This is a genomic window from Maricaulis maris (assembly GCF_003634045.1).
Classification (GTDB): Bacteria; Pseudomonadota; Alphaproteobacteria; order Caulobacterales; family Maricaulaceae; genus Maricaulis; species Maricaulis maris.
This window is the reverse complement of sequence record NZ_RBIM01000007.1, coordinates 152,604-169,941: the sequence shown is the minus strand read 5'-3', so window position 1 is coordinate 169,941 and position 17,338 is coordinate 152,604. Positions and strand designations below refer to the sequence as shown.

Below are 17,338 nucleotides of genomic sequence, written 5' to 3'. Positions count from 1 at the left end.
ATGCCGGCACCGGCGCATTTCCTGCGCAGTCATGTCCGCCTGCCAGGCCGCACGATCGGCCTGGCAGTGCTGGCGGCTGCGATCTGCGCGGCGCCGGTCCTGGCGGTCGCCTGGATCGCGTTGAGCGGTGAGACCGGGGACTATCTCCAACACCTCGCCGGCACCCGCCTGCCGACCTATCTGGCCACCTCCGCCATTGTCGCCCTGATCGCGGCCGGCGGGGCCGGGCTGATCGGGACGGGGCTGGGCTGGCTGATCGCCCGCACCGAATTTGTCGGCCGCCGGACACTGGCCTGGGTGTTGATCCTGCCGCTCGCCGTGCCCGCCTATGTCGCCGCCTATGCCTGGCTCGATCTCAGCCATGCCGGTGGCCCGCTACAGGCGATGACCGGTGGCCTCTTCCCGACCATTCGTGGCAGCTGGGGCGCCGGGCTGATGTTTGCCCTCGTGCTCTACCCCTATGTCTTCCTGCTGGCGCGCGACACCTTCGCCGGCCAGTCCGCCGACGCCTATCACGCCGCCCGCACGCTCGGAGCCGGGCCGCTGACCGCCTTCTGGCGCACCTCCCTGCCCATGGCACGGCCGGCCATTGCCGCCGGCCTGGCGCTGGTGGTGATGGAAAGCCTGGCAGACTACGGCACTGTTTCGCATCTCGGCGCCCCGACACTGTCGATCGGGCTGATCCGGGCCTGGAGCGGCGCCGGCTCGCTGGTCGACGCGGCCCGCCTGTCGCTGGTCCTCGTGGTCATCGCGATTTTCGTGTTCGGGCTGGAGCGCGCCCAGCGTCGCCGCGCCCGCAGCGTCAATGCCGCCGGCCGCCACAAGCCGGCACCGCGCCTGCAACTGGGTGCCGGTCACGGCCTGCTGGCGCTGCTCGCCTGCCTGACCCCGCTGGCGCTGGGCATGGTCGTTCCGCTCGGCCGTCTCGTCTGGCTGGCCCTGCACACCGATACGGCGCCCGGCCTCGCCGCCGCCAGCCTGCACTCGCTCACACTGGCCTTGATCACCGCCGTGATCGCCGCCGCGCTCGGACTGGCCACCGCCTACGCCCTGCGCAGCCGCACCGCCATCGCCACACTGGCCGCGCGCGCCGCCGGCCTCGGCTATGCCGTGCCCGGTGCCGTCGCAGCCGTCGGCGTGATCGCGCTCCTGTCGGGTACACAAGCCCTGCTCGACCCGGCCTGGCGCGCCCTGACCGGCGAGGTCTTCCCGATCCTGCTGACCGCCACCGGCGGCGCGCTGGTCTTTGCCTATCTTTCGCGCTTTGCCGCCGCCGCCATCAGCCCGGCCGAAACCGCCCTCGCCCGTGTCACACCGTCACTGGACGGCGCGGCACGGACTCTGGGCGCCAGTCGCGGCCGCCGGGTGCGCACCGTGCACTGGCCGCTGATCGCGGCCGGGGTCACATCCGCCGGCCTGCTGGTCTTCGTCGAAGTGCTCAAGGAATTGCCGGCGACCATGATCCTGCGCCCGTTCAACTACGACACACTGGCCATCATCGCCCATAATTTCGCCAGCGATGAGCGTCTGGGCGAGGCGGCCCTGCCCTCGCTCCTGATCCCGCTGGTCGCCCTGCTTCCCATGATCTTCGTGGCCCGCTACCTATCCCGACAGGCGCGGTAGGGTGCCGCCCGAGGGAAACTGCATGACGGACGCCCCGACAGTTTTGAGCATTCGCGGCGCAGAACGCCGCTACCGGGCCGACCACGCCGCTTTGGCTGGCGCCGACCTCGACCTGCATGCCGGACGCATCACGGCGCTGCTGGGTCCCTCAGGCAGCGGCAAATCCACCCTTCTGCGCGCCATCGCCGGACTGGAACGCCTGGAGGCGGGTTCGATCTGCCTCGGCGACACGATCTGGAATGACGCGGCCACCCATGTCGCGCCAGAGGCGCGCCGGGTCGGCATGGTGTTCCAGGACTATGCCCTTTTCCCGCACATGACGGCGCTGGCCAATGTCGCCTTCGGCCTGACAGGACCGGGCAAGACGGCGCGAGCCCTGGCCCAGCTGGAGGCCGCCGAGCTCGGCCACAAGGCCAAGGCCTATCCGCACGAGCTTTCGGGCGGCGAACAGCAACGTGTCGCCCTGGCCCGCGCCCTCGCGCCGCAACCGGCTGTCGTACTGCTGGACGAACCCTTCTCCGGCCTCGACCGGCGCCTGCGCGGCGAGTTGCGTGAACGCACGGTCGACACGCTGCGCGCGGCCGGCACCACCGCCCTGATCGTCACCCATGACGCTGAAGAGGCGATGGCCGTCGCCGACGAGCTGGCCTTGATGGATGGCGGCCGCATCATCCAGACCGGCCCGCCGGACGAGGTCTGGATGAGCCCGGTCAGCGCTACGGCTGCGAAGCTGCTGGGTGATGTCGAAATCATTGAGGCACGCGTCACAAGTGGTCAGGCTGAAACACCCTTTGGTCCCGTCGATGCCCATGGCTTTGAAGACGGCCAGCCCGTCGCCGTGCTGATCCGCCCCCGCGCCTTCACGCTGAGCCTCGACGCCGAAGGTGCCTGCACCATCACCCGCCGCCGCTCCGCCGGACCTCACCTGACGCATCGCTTTGCCAGCGATGCCGGCGAATGGACCGCACAGACACCAGCCCCCTCTCCGATCCGCGAAGGCGATCGGGTGAATGTCGAGCTGGATCCGGCTTATGTGCGGGTTGTGGCGACGAGCGCGTAGGCGCAGACCTGTCCATACATCACTTGCCGAGAGAACGCCGTATCCGCTTCTTGAGCTCAAGGGGCATGCCCGCGGAGCGGCGCCTGCGGCGCCCTTGACCTCAAGAAGCGGATACGGCCCGCTGGCTGACAAGTGATCTATGAATCAATCCGCGCAAGGCGCGATTTAGCACCACATAGGTCCCTGACTTGCGCCCGGCCTTCGCCGGGCATCAATCAGGGATGACAAAGGGGGCGTATACTCCCACACAGCAAAACGCCCCCACCTTCCGGCAGGGGCGTTTCAGTGCAAGCGTCATACGGTGTGACTTAAGCGGCTTTACCCAGCTTGGCGGCGCGCTTTTCCTCGATGCGCTGACGGGCGATTTCGTCGGCGATGAGGTTGGAGGGGCGGCCTTCGCGGTCCGACTGGTCGAGGATTTCGCCGAGGGTCTTTTCCAGACCGATCAGCTTGCCCTTGACCCATTCCGGATTGAAGTCACCGGCAATTTCGCCCATCACATTGATGATGCCACCGGCATTGAGGACATAATCCGGTGCGTAGATCATGCCGCGCTTGAGCAGTTCGGCGCCCATCTCGCGTGTGGCGAGCTGATTGTTGGCAGCGCCGGCGATGATCTTCGCCTTGATGCGGTCGATCGTGTCCGGATTGATGATCGCGCCCAGCGCACACGGGGCGAAAACGTCGACATCCTGGTCGTAGATCTCTTCGAGACCGACAATCGTGGCCCCGTATTCCGCCTTCAAACGCTCAAGACCGTCCTGGTTGATATCGGTGATGAAGAGCTCGGCACCCGCCTTGGCGAGATGACCGGCGAGATAGGTACCGACATGGCCCGAAGCGCCCTGGATGGCGACCTTGACGCCGGAGAGGTCGGACTTGCCCAGTCCGCGCTCGATGCAGACCTTCATGCCGCGGAACACGCCCTCAGCGGTCACCGGCGACGGGTCACCCGAGGCGGCCTTGCCTTCCGGCAGGCCAACAACATGCGCCGTCGAGGCGCGAACCGCCATCATGTCGTCGGGTGAAACACCAACATCCTCGGCCGTGATGTACTGGCCGTTGAGGCTTTCCACGGCGCGACCAAAGGCTTCGAACAGGGCGCGGCGGTCAAACGAGCCTTCCGGCTTCATGATCACGGATTTGCCACCACCGATCGGCAGATCGGCCATGATATTCTTGTAGCTCATGCCCTGGGACAGGCGCAGCACGTCCTGGAGGGCGGCGTCGGAGCTGGGATAGGACCACATGCGGCAACCACCGCAGGCCGGACCGCTGACCGTGGAATGGACACCGATGACGGCTTTCAGCCCGGTCACTTCGTCGGTCGCGAAGAGAATTTTCTCGTGATTGTCGAAAGACGGATGCTCGAGAACGCTCATAAGCAGCAAACCCTTTTATTCAGCTGTAGCGACCACCTGTGACGGGGTCACGATTTCGGGCGCCGGAATACCCTTTCAGACGGCATGATACAAGCGCTCGAAAACACCCCGAAACGTGGTCACGGTAACAAATCTTTTATGCGGCATCGCAGCATCGGGAGAATTATTTCTCCAAACCAGGGGTTTTTGCGCAACCAGGCACTATTTCGCCAAGACGGGTGCGGAAGCGGCAGGAATTCGGGCGCATAATCGGCGGCATGACGCACAGTTTCGGTCAGCGTCTTGTGCGCCTGCGAACCCAGCCAGAAGCGCTGGGCGTACTGCCCCACAAGCAGCGTCAGCCCGATATTGGGGAGTTGCTCGCGCACCCGCTTTTGCCACAGCGGCGCGCATTCGCGGCGCGGCGGCAGGTCACCGCCCTTGGCGTCAAGACCGGGGAAGCAAAAGCCCATCGGTATGATGGCGAGTTTTGTCGGGTCGTAGAAGGTCGTCTCGTCCATCTGCAGCCAGTCACGAAGACGGTCGCCGGAGGGGTCGGTGAAGGGTTTTCCGGACGCATGCACACGCGTGCCCGGCGCTTGCCCGACCAGCATGATGCGGGCGTCCGGATGGGCCTGGATGACCGGACGTGGTTCGTGCGGCATGGCATCGGCGCAGACCCGACAGGCGCGGATATCCGCCAGCAGCGTGTCGAAATCAGGCGCGGCCAATCCGCCAGACACCCTTGAAAGTTTCCGGATCCTCGACCGGCTTGCCCTTGCGCAGGATCGTCACCTTGCCAGCCTTGGCCAGACGAATGGCGGCCTGGCGGACATGGCCGAATTTGCGATTGAAACGCTCCGGATCGACCGCCTTGGCGACATCGGCGGGCGAGATCGAGCGATTTTCCGGCGCTGCTGCGACCAGTGCCAGGATGATATCCTCGATCGGATCGGGGCCGGTCAATTCGGTTTCAGGCGTTTCGGTCATGCGGGGTCGGCCTCAGCTGGTCTTGGGCGGCAGGGAATAGGTCGCACTGGCATGTGCGATCAAGTCGTCTGTGCCGTCGACCTTGATATCACATTCGGTCACCGCCAGTCGCGAACCCAGTTTGAGCAGGCGACACTCGCCCACCACCGGACCCGGCGGTGCCTTGCGCAGGAAGTTGATATTGAGATTGGTCGTCACCGCCAGCGCCTGCTTGCCGACATGGCCGAGAATGACGGCGTAGGCGGCAAAATCGGCGAGGGTGAAGAGGGTCGGCCCCGACACGGTTCCGCCCGGCCGCAAATGCTCGGCCCGGGCCTCGGCCGACACCCGCGCCCGTCCCGGCTCGATGACATCAATGCCGAACCGGATCCCGCCCTGGTTCCATTGCGGGAAGACCGCGTCGAGATAGGCGGTGACCGCCGCCGCATCCAATTCAACCTTGTAAGCCACCGCAACGCTCCGGCCTGGCGCCCGACCTGCATCGCAGGCAAGACAGGGCCGGTCCCTTATTGTCTCATGTCGGTGAAACACTTGCCTTCGCGGGCGCGCGCGGCAAGCCGCAATGCCAGCCCGCCTCCGACCCACCCAACCGGGACACCGCCATGCGCCGCGACCATCGCCCCTATTGGATGCACCAGGCCTGGGAGCGTTTCGAGAACGCCTGGGCACGCCATTACGTCTGGCCGCACTTTGCTGAAGTCGGCAGGGAACCGAAGATCGTCCAGCCCTGGGCGCTGGAAGTCTTCGGCCCCAATATCACCGTCGGCGATTATCTCCACGTCATCGCCAACAAGGCCGACCAGGTCCGCCTCACGGTCTGGGCCCCGCAGACCCAGGCCGGACGGATCAGCCTGGGCGATCATGTCTTCCTGGCACCGGGTACGCGTATCCTCGCCGCCGGCGAGATCGAGATCGGCGATGCCTGCCTGATCGCCAACAAGGTCACCATCACCGATTGCGACTGGCATTCCATCCATGACCGCGTCGACCCGCAGCCGGAATTCAGACCGGTCAGGCTGGGCAAGAATGTCTGGATCGGCGATGGCGCCTTTGTCGGCAAGGGCGTCACCATTGGCGATCATTCTGTCGTCGGTGCCCGCTCGGTGGTGACCAAGGATGTCGAACCCTGGACCATCGTCGCCGGCAATCCGGCAAAGGTCATCAAACGCATCGACCCCGACGCCCCGATGAAAACCCGCTCCGACCTGTTCGCCGACGCGGAAGGCCTCGACCGATTCATGGACACGGCCTACCGGCAGTCCCTGGCGGGGAATTCGACAGCGGGGTGGCTGAGAAGCCGGCTGTGGCCGGCGCGGGGGGATTAGATCAGCTAGGAAGCATCCACTGACCCCGCCTGGCTCCGGGACAGCGTCGCGCAGATTTCTCCGAATGAAACCAACATCTCCTCCGCATCTGGCCACTCGTGTGCCAGACCATTGTCCGGACGGGTGAGAACCCCTTCGGTGGACAGCACATAGGGTGCATCCAAGGCCGTCATGCTCCGCTCCGCATACGCCTCGTCTGTGTTCATAGACAGGGCGTCAAAACGCATCAGCCAGCTTTTACGACCTCCTGGCGTGGTGGCGGAGAGGCTGACCTCAAAAACTGCGTCACCATCGTCATCATACCGGCTCAGGTGAAGCTCCACCTCGCCGACGTCAACGTTTTCTGTTGCTTCCACCTGACGCTGCAGCGCCAAGCGGCCTGCACGGCCGAGTGGAAGCTCCATTTGCCCGCGCAAATTCGCGGGAACAGATGTCCGCATGGAGAACCGACCCGGCGACTGCGGATCAATGGCCGGGCCATCGCAGACGATTACTGTCCGCGCCCAATCAAGCGTCATCATGTCTTGTTCGACGTCGGGAGAGCTCGCGCACGCGGCAAGGCCGGCGGCGATCAAGGTCGGTGCCACAAGATTTCGCACGGCGCAGCCCTTTCCACCAGATCAGGGAATGAATGCAAGCTTGTTGCAAACCGCAGCAATAGACAACCCAAAATTGAACCTTTGTTTCCCTCGCGCGCCTCACGGACCGGCCGCCTCTGGCGACCACTCTGCAGTTAGCCGGCCATCACGGTGCAGTACCGACGGCCTGGCGCATGCCGCTTCCGCGCCAATCCCAACTCATTTTTCCCGGAGGCGCGCAGCGCCATCCGGGACCGACGGGAGACTCATCGCTTGCAGGACAGATTGGTTGGTCCCGGCTCTCCGCCCCGCTTTTGCGGGGCTGCGGTCGGGAAAAATGAGTCTGTGTTCGGTGCGGTCTTCGATTGTCATCCCTGTCGGATGTCCGGCGTAGGCCGGACGCAGGACAGGGATCTATGTGGTTGCAACCAGCCAGGTCCCTGACTTTCGCCCGGCCTTCGCCGGGCGGGAACCTGCGCCCGCATAGGCGGGTGGCAGGGACGACAAATGGGTTTCCGACTACCCGAACAATCCCTGCGGCAGCACACCAATCGCGGCCCCGGTCATCAGCGTCGCCAGCGTGCCCGATATCAACGCTTTCGGGGCCAGCTGGAGGATGTCCTCACGGCGTGAGGGGGCAATCGCGACCAGGCCGCCGGTCAGGATGCCGACGCTGGAGAAATTGGCGAAGCCGCACAGGGCATAGGTCATGATCAGACCGGTGCGCGGGGAAAGCTCGCCGCCGATCTGGGCCAGGCGGTCATAGGCATAGACTTCGTTCAGGGCCGTCTTGAGACCCATCAGGGAGCCAGCCTGGGTTGCTTCCGACCACGGCACGCCGGCCAGCCAGACGATGGGCGCGAACAGCCAGCCCAGTATGCGGTCGACCGACAGGGCGGCGCCGAACACGTCCGGGAAGAGCCCCAGCATGACGTTGAGCAGGGCGACCAGAGCGGTGAAGACCAGCAGCATGAAGATGATGTTGAAATAGAGCCGCATCCCGTCCGACACGCCGGTTGTCAGCGCATCCATCGAGGAGTGATAGATCTGGGTCGGCACTTTTTCCTTGGCCTCGGCCTCGGGCGTCATGGCTTCGGCCGGCATCATCAGGCGCGACAGCAGAACCGCAGCAGGCACCGAGATCAGCGAGGCGGTGAAGATATGGCCGGCCGCGCCGTCAATGATGCCGGAAAGCTGGGAGACATAGAGCGCCATCACCGAGCCGGCGACGGTGGAAAAGCCGACCGTCATGATCAAAAAGAGGTCGGAGCGGCTCATATCAGGCAGGCGCGGCCGGATGAGGACCGGGCTTTCCGTCATGCCCAGGAAGATGTTGGCGGCGGCGCCGAGGCTGGCCGAGCCGGACAGGTTGAGCAGACGCTGAAAAGCGAAGGCAAATGCCCGCACCAGGACTTCAAGAATACGCCACCGCCACAACAGCGCCGACAGGGCCGAGAGCACGATGACCATGGGCAGGGCCTGGAAGGCAAAGAGGAAGCCGGAGCCGCCGGCCGGATCGGTCACCCACGGGGCTTCGGCGCCAGCGAGATAGCCAAAGACGAATTGCGCCCCCTCATTGGTCACCTCCTGCAGCACGGCGACGACACCGGTCAGCGATTGCAGGAAGGCGCGGAAGGGCGCGACCGTGTAGAGCAGGGTCGCGATGACCAGCTGCAGGCCGATGGCCCCGACGAGCAAGATGACAGGAAAGCGTTTGCGCGGTCCCAGGAGCCAGGCAATGCCTGCAAGAAGAAACAGGCCCGCAAAGCTGCGTCCCTGCAGGAGAAGATCGTCCATGAATGTCCCCGGCCGGTCAAAACGGGACCATATTCTGCCCACCCCTGCGGCGGCAAGCTCTTGCCTCAACCGGTCACAGGCGGAATGCTGCAGCGCATGACACAAATGCCCGTCCCGACCCCGATCAAGACGCCCTGTGTTCAGGTCTGCTTCGTTGATCCCAAAGCACAATTATGTGTCGGCTGTTTCCGGACCCTGGAGGAGCTGGGTCGCTGGACGCGTTACAGCGATGATGAACGCGAGGCGGTGATGGCGGCTTTGCCGCAGCGTGAGGCGGCCTATGCCGCAGCGCGCAAGACTGCACGGGATTGAGATGATGCGTCAGCTGATCGTCCGCTTCGCCCTGCCCGCGCTGGTCCTTGCCATCGCGCTGGTCGTCCTGCGTGTGCTCAGCTGGCCCTTGTGGACCGAAGTCGAGCCACTGCTCCGAAGCGTCTTCATGGCGGTCGTCCTGACGCTTTTGGGCCTTGCCCTGCTCGGCTCTGCCCTCGCTGCGGACCGCACCCGTCACCGCAATCTCATCGCCTGGGTGTCAATCAGCGTCGCGGCATGCAGCGTCGCCATTCTCGATCGTGACTATTCGGACTGGCAATACGAGGACCTGTGGGGCGCCGCACCGGTCGACGCCGGCAGTGCCCGTCGCAGCCAGGGCGGCGTGCAGCTGCGCGACGGTGCCATCGTGCTGGAGCGTCAGTTCGACGGGCATTTCTACATCGATACCGAGATCAACGGGACCGAGGTCACCTTTCTGGTCGATACCGGCGCCACGGGTGTCGCCCTCTCGCTGGACGATGCCCGACGTGTCGGCATTCGCACTGACCGGCTCGACTTCACCATCCCGACCTCGACCGCTGCCGGCCGGTCAATGGCCGCGGCCGTCGAGATCCGCTCGCTGGCGCTGCCCGGCCGCACGTTCGAGCGGGTATCGGCGCATGTGATGCGTGGTGGTGACCGATCCCTGCTCGGCATGACTGTGCTGGAACGCTTCGATGTCATCGAGATCCGCCGCAACCAGCTGATCCTGCGGTCGGAGTAACCGGTCGCGGTCAGCCCGCCGCCAGCCAGGCCTCACGCACCAGCATGACGCCGACAATCACCAGGCCAACCGCGAAACAGCGCTTGAGGGTCTTTTCCGGCAGCGAATGCGCCAGCCTGGCGCCGAGCGGGGCAACGAAGAAAGCGGCGCCGGCCAGCAAGGCGAAGCCGGGCAGGTTCACATAGCCGAGCGAATACGGCACCGCGTCCTGGCCCCAGCCATTGACGACGAAGCCGACAGCGCCGGGAAAGCCGATGGCAACGCCAAAACCGGCAGCGGTTGCGACCGCCTTGTGGATCGACTTGCCGCACAATGTCATCAGGGTGACGCCGAGCACGCCGCCGCCAATCCCCATCAACGCCGAAAGAATGCCGATTGCGCCGCCCAGCCCCCAACGCAGGGGACCACCGGGCATGTCTTCGGCCAAACGCCAATCCGGACGCCCGAAAAAGAATTGCGCTGACAGCAGGACCGCCATGGCCCCGAACAGGCCGGTCAGGAAATTGCCGGGCAGCATGTGCGCAATACGCGAGCCGATCAGTGTACCGATCACGATCCACGGCCCCCAGGCGCGCAGGACCGCGAAATCAACCGCCCCGCGCTTGGCATGAGCGGCAACCGAGCGGGCCGAAGTGGCAATGATCACCGCCAGCGAGGTGCCGACCGCGACCTGCATGATGCGCGGATCGTCATAGCCGAGAAATTGAAAGGCATAGAACATGGCCGGGACCATAACGACGCCGCCGCCAATGCCGAACAGGCCGGCGATCAGTCCGGCAAAGGCGCCCGTCGCCGCCATCGCCAGGACCAGAATCCAGATATCAGTCATTCAGGCCGCCTCATCGCGCGGCGACACGGCCGCCTGCGCTTCCTCGAGAACATCGAGACCGGCACCCGCGCGCGGCGCCTTTTCCGACAGGATGCGCCGCCACTGGCGCGCGCCCGGCTCGCCGGCGTAAAGGCCGAGCATGTGCCGGGTGATGTCATGCAGGCGGCCGCCATTTTCCAGATGGGCCGCGATATAGGGTCGGTAGGCGTCCAGCGCCTGCGACCGGGTCGCCACCGGGTCGGTGTCGCCAAACAGGGTCGAGTCGATGCGGGCGAGTATCCACGGCGTGTGATAAGCGGCGCGGCCGATCATGGCGCCGTCTAAATCGGTGCTCTCACGGACCGCATGGTCGAGGTCTTCCAGCCCGCCATTGAGGATGATTTCCAGCTCCGGACGTTCGGCCTTGAGCCGGCGCACCAGATCATAATCAAGCGGCGGGACGGTGCGGTTTTCCTTCGGACTCAGCCCGTTGAGCCAGGCCTTGCGGGCATGTACGGCAAAGCTTGTCACGCCGCGCGCCGCGCAGGCGTCGACCAGGGTGAACAGCGCGGCTTGCGGCTCCTGCTTATCGACGCCGATCCGGCATTTCACCGTCACCGGCACAGTGACCGCCTCGCGCATCGCCGCGACGCAATCGGCAACCAGTTCCGGTTCCAGCATGAGGCAGGCGCCAAACCGGCCCGACTGGACCCGGTCGGACGGGCAGCCGACATTGAGATTGATCTCGCAATAGCCGAAATCCTGCGCCGTGCGAGCGGCAGCCGCGAGCTCGGCCGGATCCGAGCCGCCCAGCTGGATCGCCACCGGATGTTCGGAGGCGTCAAAGCCGATCAGACGCGCCGTGTCGCCATGGATGATCGCCTTGTCGACCGCCATCTCGGTATAGAGCAGCGCGTTTCGCGTCAGGACACGGTGAAAGGCCCGGCAATGCCGGTCCGTCCAGTCCATCATTGGCGCCACGGAGAGGCGGCGGGAGAAGGTCGAAGGCGTCTTCATGCGCGCCACATAGCCTGTGCAGGCCTGTCGGGCAACGCGGCACGCCCGCACCGGTCAGCATGGGGGCTGCGCCGGCAATCCCTCAAATCCAATCTGTTCCGTTCACCGGGTTTAAACGTGGACATGATTGTGTGAGGCGGGCGAGGGAGTTTGACGCATGGCCAAGGCAGTCTTTCACAAGCATCAGCGTGTCTATGTCGCACCGGTGGGGACCTGGGCCCTGATCGAACAGGTCAAGCCGCACTGGGTGAAGGATGTCGAGGAGCCGATCCGCATTGCCTATGATTGCGGGCTTGGGCGCGACTTCACCGCCGATGAACTTGCCGCCGAACAGGCCGACCATGTCGAGGCCGGCCACTGGCGCGTCCTGCGCGCCCGCAACAAGTGGCAGAGCATGGAGGAATGTGCCGGGCATCCCTTCCCCGGAACATTCCCCGTCGTGGTCACCGAGGCGATGGATTGGGGCGGCTGGCGGGTGCCGGCGGCGGAATATGACCGTGATCCGCACCGTATCGAAGCCCAGGCCCGCCTCCTCGCCAACAGTCCGCGCCTGCTGGAAATTGCCGAACATCTTGCAGCCCTCGCGGGCGAGGATGGTGAATTGCCACCAGCGCTGGCCGAACTTTCCCACCGTGCAGAGAGCATTTTGAAAGACGTCAACACCAAGCCTGCCAAGCGTGGCGGGGCGGCTCGCCCGCAAGCTGCCTGATTCACCTAAAATTTTAAGGGCGTTCTAACGTTTGTGCACGGAAACTGTCCGACCTGTGCATACAAGTGGAATCTCCATGTCCCTGGTCGAACAACGCAACCGGTTCCTGTCCTTTGCCTTCGCCGCCGCCGACATCCTGATAGAAACCGACGGCAAGGGCCGCGTGACCTATGCGGCCGGCGCTGTCGCCGCGCTGGGCGAACCGCAATTGAACGGTACCGGCGAGGATCTGGCGAAGCGCTTCGACCGGACCTCGCGCCCGATTTTTCAAGCCACCATGCATCGTCTCAAACCCGGCCGCCGCCTCGGCCCGGTCCGGATCGCTGTCGGCGGTCGCGAATGCCGTCTCAGCGGCTGGATGCTGGGCGAAGATGACCGCATCCGCTGGAGCTTGTCCTACGAGGCCATGCACGCGCCCGACGAACTTGACCCGCAGGCCTTTGAACGCTGCGCCGAACGCGCGATCGAGAAAGCCCGCTCGGCCGGCGTCAACATGGCGATGTCGGTGTTGCGCATTGACGCTGGCGACGCGCTCGACCGCCTGATCGGCGATGCCCGCGCCGCCGCCGTCTACCAGTCTGTCGCCGCCTCCTGCACCCTCGCCGTCGGCGATGACGGGGTCGCCCGCCAGGTTGATGAGGAACGCACGGCGTTGATCCATGATCGCAATGTCGATCTGGAAAACCTGCGCACGGAAGTGAAAGCCAGCCTCGCCGATGCCGGCCTGCCAGACGCCGAAGTCGTAATCGAGTCCGTTGCCGATGCCCCCAGCATCGAGCCGGGCATCGCCATCCAGGCCTTCCTCTATGCGATCAATGAAGCCGCGCAGAGTGACAAGGCGCTGGACATCGTCAGCCTGCAGGAAGTCGCCGAAGGGATGATGCGCGAGAACGAACGCCGCATGACCGAGCTGCGCACCACCATCGCCGGACGGGTAATCGAACCACACGCCCAGCCGGTGGTGGAGCTGGAGACCGGCAAGGTCCACCACTATGAACTCCTGCTGCGCCTGCCCGACGGCAAGCCGGTGCAGGACAGTGTCGGCTTTGCCGAAAGCACCGGCCTGATCTACGAGATCGACTTCGCCATGACCGAAATCGCGGCCGCCTTCCTGCGCGAAGATTACGACCGCCCGGCGCTGGCGGTGAACCTGTCCGGCAAGTCTCTGACCAACATGGCCTGGGGCAAACGCTTTCTGGCCCTGCTCTCCGATCTCAGGATCGACCGCTCGCGTCTGAGTTTTGAACTGACCGAGACGGCCACCGTCTCCAATATCAAGGCGGCCAACGCCGTGATCCAGAAAATCCGCGAACGCGGCCACCAGGTCTGCCTCGATGATTTCGGGGCCGGCTCGGCCGGCTTCCACTATCTGCGCGATTTTCCGGCCGATGTGGTCAAGATCGACGGCAGCTATATCAAGCAGTTCGAACACTCCAAGCGGGACGCAACCCTGCTCAAGGGCATGATCAATATCTGCCGCAGCCTTGGCGCCGCCACGGTCGCGGAAATGATCGAGACAGAAGCCCAGGCAACCACATTGAAGGGTTTTGGCGTGACCTATGGCCAGGGTTACTATTTCGGTAAGCCTGTGCCGCTAAGCTCGCTCAAGGATCCGAAGAAGAATGCGTCGCGCGCGGCGTGACGCAACCGAGGTAGGCAGACCATGGCCGTGGATTTCAGCCGTGTGCGAGTTCTGATCGTCGACGATAACGGCTATATGCTGACCATTCTGCGCACCATTTTGCACGGGTTCGGCATCAAGCAGATTTTCGAGTCGAAAGACCCCGCCGACGCGTTTGACCTGGTCCGCTCAGATTCCGTCGACATCATCATCACCGACTACCAGATGGAAATTCTCGACGGGCTGGACTTCGTACGCCTCGTGCGGACCGCTGACGACAGCCCTAATCCGCTTGTGCCGATCATCATGCTGAGCGCCTACTCGGAGAAGTCCAAGGTCATGGCGGCGCGGGATGCCGGCGTGACCGAGTTCTGCTGCAAACCGGTCACCGCAAAGGAAATGTTCTCCAAGATCGCCTCGGTGATCAACGAGCCACGGCCCTTCATCCGCAACAAGAATTATTTCGGGCCAGACCGGCGGCGCGCCAATCAAGACGGCGGCGCCTACAAGGGTCAGGAACGGCGCAAGGCGCGCCAGAAAGTGGGCGCCGATATCGAGGCGTCCGATACCAGCCAGGACGCTGATGCCGGTGAGGCATGAGTTCCGTTTGAAAGCCCGCCTTGGCCGGTCGACACGGGCCGCCGACGCACCTTAGTTTGAGACAATGAATCAGATGCGGTTCGATCAGCGCCCGTCCCTGGACAGGGTGGTCAAATCCCCTTCCCGGGGAGGGCAGGCGCGCGACCGCAATCCGAAGCCCGAAAAACCGGCCAGCAAGCGGGCCAGCGGCGCGATGTGGATCATTCTCGCCATGGTGTTGTTCACCCTGGCCTATGGCGGCATCCTGCTGGTCAAGATCCAGCAGGAACGCGAAATCCTGATCACCGAGGCCGAGCGCTCGCAGGCCAATGCGGCCGGCTATCTGGCCGAGCGCGTGACAGCGCGGATTGCCGAAGCCCGCTACGCCCTCGCCTTTGCCGCCGCCGACCTGCGTGACGCCGCACCGGACGCGGTTGAGGGCCTGGCTCGCGCCCGCCTCGCCGCGATCGGCGGGTCCGAACTCGTCGCGGACATTGCCCTGCTACTGCCCGGTGGCCAGGTGATCGCCGACGGCACGCCGGTCGATGGCCTGCGTGACATTGCCGGCGCCGCACTCGATGCGCCCTCTGGCCTGACGTCCGACGTGTCCGGCAATGCGGCCTATCTGGTGCTGGCCGTTCCGGCCCCCTTGGGCGACGGCACGGTCGGCGCTTTCGTGGCCCGTCTGAGCACCGAAACCGCGCTGCCTGACTGGGGCGATGACCGCGTTGTCGCGCTGGCCGATGCCGGCGGCGGCATGCTGGCCATCCGTCCACGCATGCCCAGCGCTCGCGCCGGCACCCAGCTGGCCGAACGCTTCGGGCTGCAACCGGGCTATATCGACGCCCTGGCCGAGGGTGGCGGCGGTGCCACATCCGATGCCCGCTTCGGTGAGGAACGCGTGACCTTCGCCGTGGCCCCGATCACCGGCACGGAATTGCGCGTCTACGCCCTTGGCGCGATGCGCATCAACCAGAACGCCTGGTACCGGACCATCTCCTTTTACGGGCTGATGTTCATCGCCCCGATCTTCGTCGCGCTCGGCCTGTGTGCGCTGGTCTTCATGCAGATGGGTCGTCTGCGCTCGACACGGCAGCAGCTGGAAGACAATGAACAACGCTTCCGCGTCGCCATCGAAGGCGCACGCTGCGGCGTGTGGGACTGGAATCCGGAGGCCGACACGGTCTTCGTCACGGACAGCCTGGCCCGGATCCTGGGACTGGACGCCGCCATCGAATGTAGCGGCCAGCAATTCCTGCAACTCTTTTCCAAGCCGGACCGCGAGCGGCTGCGCGCGGCCATGCGCGGTGCCCCGGCCGGTGCCGAAGTCGACCATGAAGTCCTCGCGGCACGGTCACCGGTCTGGCTGCAGATGCGCGGTCGCATCCTGCCGGGCGGCGAGGCCAATCACACCCGCATCGTCGGCGTCGCCATCGACGTCACCGAGCGCAAGGGCGCCCAGGCCCGCGTCGCCGCCGCCGAGAGCCGGCTCCGCGCGGCACTGGAATCGATGTCGGAAAGCTTTGTCCTCTGGGACAGCCGTCAGCGCCTGGTGCTGTGGAACCGCAAATTCCGTGACCTGTTCGACTTCGCCGAAGGCATGCTCAAGCCCGGCATGAGCTATGAAGCCGTCGAACAGGCTGCCGCCCGGGCCATCAAGACCGTTCATGGCGGCACCGAGGGCAAGGCTGCCTATGAGATCGAGCTGTCGAATGGCCGCTGGCTGCACTATTCCGACCGCCCGACCGCCGATGGCGGCCTGGTCTCGGTGGGTGCCGACATCACCGACCTGAAACACCATGAGGCCGCCCTCACCGAGAACGAAGCCCAGCTGCGCAAGACCGTCGACGACGTCAAACGCTCGCAGGCCCGCATCGCCGACCTCGCCAAGAAGTACGAGGAAGAGAAGATCCGCGCCGAGGAAGCCAACCGGTCAAAGTCCGAATTCCTGGCAAACATGAGTCACGAGCTGCGCACGCCGCTGAACGCGATCAACGGCTTCTCCGAAATTATGATGCAGGAAATGTTCGGTCCGCTCGGGGATGACCGCTATGTCGGCTACATGAAGGACATCCTGTCCTCCGGCCGTCACCTGCTGGAACTGATCAACGACATTCTCGACATGTCGAAGATCGAAGCCGGCAAGATGCAGCTTCAGCCCGAACCGACCGATGCCAGCGAGCTGGTCGAGCAGAGTATTCGCATTGTCCGTGGCCGGGCCGAGGAGAAACGGCTGCAACTGCGTGCCGATGTTTCCGACCTGCCCGAGATCGAAGTCGATCCGCGCGCCTTCAAACAGGTCATGATCAATCTGGTTTCGAACGCTGTGAAGTTCACGCCCGAAGGGGGCCGGGTCACCATACGCGGCTTCCTGTCCGGCCTCGGCGTCGCCTTCCAGGTCTCCGATACCGGCATCGGCATTGCCAAGGACGACCTGCCGCGCCTCGGCCGCCCCTTCGAACAGATCGAGAGCCAGCATTCCAAGAGCTTCCAGGGCTCCGGTCTTGGCCTCGCCCTGTCGAAGTCCCTGATCGAACTGCATGGCGGCACACTGTCGATCGAGTCGACGCTGGGTGAAGGCACGACGGTGTCCATCGTTCTGCCGATCAGCCAGGACCAGCCGATCCCGCGCGACGCCATCCGCAAGGTCACCGGCGGGTCCGATGCCGACATTGACGGCGACGACGTCAGCGCCGAGGCGGATGTCGACACCCACGCACCGCTCGGCCTGTCAGCGGGTCTTCAGAGCGATGACGGCTTTGATGCGGATGATGAGTTCGTCGACAGCGAAACGCCGGCCCGCTTCGCGGCCGGCGAATAATCATCCATCCATT

17 protein-coding genes are annotated in these 17,338 nt (G+C 64.8%); 9 read left to right on the top strand and 8 right to left on the bottom strand.

Features of this window, described 5'->3' with window-relative positions:
* Together C7435_RS14770 and C7435_RS14765 are read left to right on the top strand one after the other, a co-directional pair.
* The gene (locus tag C7435_RS14770; RefSeq protein WP_121212279.1) at positions 1-1,623 is read left to right on the top strand and encodes an ABC transporter permease; all 1,623 of its coding nucleotides are present in this window, start codon (positions 1-3) and stop codon (positions 1,621-1,623) included.
* 22 nt (positions 1,624-1,645) lie between these two features.
* On the top strand, positions 1,646-2,683 hold the full coding sequence (locus C7435_RS14765; RefSeq protein ID WP_121212278.1) for an ABC transporter ATP-binding protein: 1,038 nt from the start codon (positions 1,646-1,648) through the stop codon (positions 2,681-2,683).
* A gap of 308 nt (positions 2,684-2,991) precedes the next feature.
* Here the strand turns inward: C7435_RS14765 and C7435_RS14760 are convergent, their stop codons facing one another.
* The 4 genes from C7435_RS14760 to C7435_RS14745 form a co-directional block, all read right to left on the bottom strand.
* Positions 2,992-4,065 (bottom strand): Leu/Phe/Val dehydrogenase, encoded by a 1,074-nt coding sequence (locus tag C7435_RS14760; RefSeq protein ID WP_121212277.1) that lies wholly within the window; start codon positions 4,063-4,065, stop codon positions 2,992-2,994.
* A 119-nt stretch (positions 4,066-4,184) separates the two neighbouring features.
* Positions 4,185-4,775 carry a uracil-DNA glycosylase family protein gene (locus tag C7435_RS14755; RefSeq protein ID WP_121212276.1) on the bottom strand — a complete coding sequence of 197 codons (591 nt, stop codon included), beginning with the start codon at positions 4,773-4,775 and terminating at the stop codon, positions 4,185-4,187.
* On the bottom strand, positions 4,762-5,034 hold the full coding sequence (locus tag C7435_RS14750; protein WP_121212275.1) for a DUF3253 domain-containing protein: 273 nt from the start codon (positions 5,032-5,034) through the stop codon (positions 4,762-4,764). Before C7435_RS14750 ends, C7435_RS14755 begins: the two co-directional genes overlap by 14 nt.
* A 12-nt stretch (positions 5,035-5,046) precedes the next feature.
* Complete coding sequence (locus C7435_RS14745) at positions 5,047-5,484, bottom strand: PaaI family thioesterase (protein WP_121212274.1); 438 nt, start codon at positions 5,482-5,484, stop codon at positions 5,047-5,049.
* A 152-nt stretch (positions 5,485-5,636) separates the two neighbouring features.
* Between C7435_RS14745 and C7435_RS17355 the strand changes: the two genes are divergently transcribed.
* Complete coding sequence (locus C7435_RS17355; protein WP_325048660.1) at positions 5,637-6,359, top strand: acyltransferase; 723 nt, start codon at positions 5,637-5,639, stop codon at positions 6,357-6,359.
* A 5-nt stretch (positions 6,360-6,364) separates the two neighbouring features.
* On the opposite strand, the gene C7435_RS14735 is transcribed toward C7435_RS17355, so the two are convergent.
* Together C7435_RS14735 and C7435_RS14730 are read right to left on the bottom strand one after the other, a co-directional pair.
* On the bottom strand, positions 6,365-6,958 hold the full coding sequence (locus tag C7435_RS14735) for a hypothetical protein (RefSeq protein ID WP_170150491.1): 594 nt from the start codon (positions 6,956-6,958) through the stop codon (positions 6,365-6,367).
* Between the two features lie 498 nt (positions 6,959-7,456).
* Positions 7,457-8,734: a NupC/NupG family nucleoside CNT transporter gene (locus C7435_RS14730; RefSeq protein ID WP_121212272.1), complete on the bottom strand. Its 1,278-nt coding sequence runs from the start codon at positions 8,732-8,734 to the stop codon at positions 7,457-7,459.
* Between the two features lie 96 nt (positions 8,735-8,830).
* Between C7435_RS14730 and C7435_RS14725 the strand changes: the two genes are divergently transcribed.
* Both C7435_RS14725 and C7435_RS14720 read left to right on the top strand, forming a co-directional pair.
* Entirely contained in the window at positions 8,831-9,046 is a 216-nt protein-coding gene (locus C7435_RS14725) for a DUF1289 domain-containing protein (RefSeq protein ID WP_170150490.1), read from the top strand.
* A gap of 4 nt (positions 9,047-9,050) precedes the next feature.
* Positions 9,051-9,770 (top strand): retropepsin-like aspartic protease family protein, encoded by a 720-nt coding sequence (locus tag C7435_RS14720; protein ID WP_158025632.1) that lies wholly within the window; start codon positions 9,051-9,053, stop codon positions 9,768-9,770.
* 10 nt (positions 9,771-9,780) lie between these two features.
* On the opposite strand, the gene C7435_RS14715 is transcribed toward C7435_RS14720, so the two are convergent.
* Complete coding sequence (locus C7435_RS14715) at positions 9,781-10,599, bottom strand: sulfite exporter TauE/SafE family protein (protein WP_121212270.1); 819 nt, start codon at positions 10,597-10,599, stop codon at positions 9,781-9,783.
* Positions 10,600-11,595 (bottom strand): tRNA dihydrouridine(20/20a) synthase DusA, encoded by a 996-nt coding sequence (gene dusA, locus C7435_RS14710; RefSeq protein ID WP_121212269.1) that lies wholly within the window; start codon positions 11,593-11,595, stop codon positions 10,600-10,602.
* Between the two features lie 157 nt (positions 11,596-11,752).
* Here dusA and C7435_RS14705 point away from each other — a divergent pair, with 157 nt between their 5' ends.
* The 4 genes from C7435_RS14705 (at position 11,753) to C7435_RS14690 (ending at position 17,325) form a co-directional block, all read left to right on the top strand.
* On the top strand, positions 11,753-12,304 hold the full coding sequence (locus C7435_RS14705) for a hypothetical protein (protein ID WP_075190994.1): 552 nt from the start codon (positions 11,753-11,755) through the stop codon (positions 12,302-12,304).
* A gap of 76 nt (positions 12,305-12,380) precedes the next feature.
* Positions 12,381-13,946 carry an EAL domain-containing protein gene (locus C7435_RS14700; RefSeq protein ID WP_121212268.1) on the top strand — a complete coding sequence of 522 codons (1,566 nt, stop codon included), beginning with the start codon at positions 12,381-12,383 and terminating at the stop codon, positions 13,944-13,946.
* 21 nt (positions 13,947-13,967) lie between these two features.
* Positions 13,968-14,525 carry a response regulator gene (locus tag C7435_RS14695; RefSeq protein ID WP_075190996.1) on the top strand — a complete coding sequence of 186 codons (558 nt, stop codon included), beginning with the start codon at positions 13,968-13,970 and terminating at the stop codon, positions 14,523-14,525.
* 64 nt (positions 14,526-14,589) lie between these two features.
* Positions 14,590-17,325 (top strand): PAS domain-containing sensor histidine kinase, encoded by a 2,736-nt coding sequence (locus C7435_RS14690; protein WP_233350797.1) that lies wholly within the window; start codon positions 14,590-14,592, stop codon positions 17,323-17,325.
* Positions 17,326-17,338 lie beyond the last annotated feature (13 nt).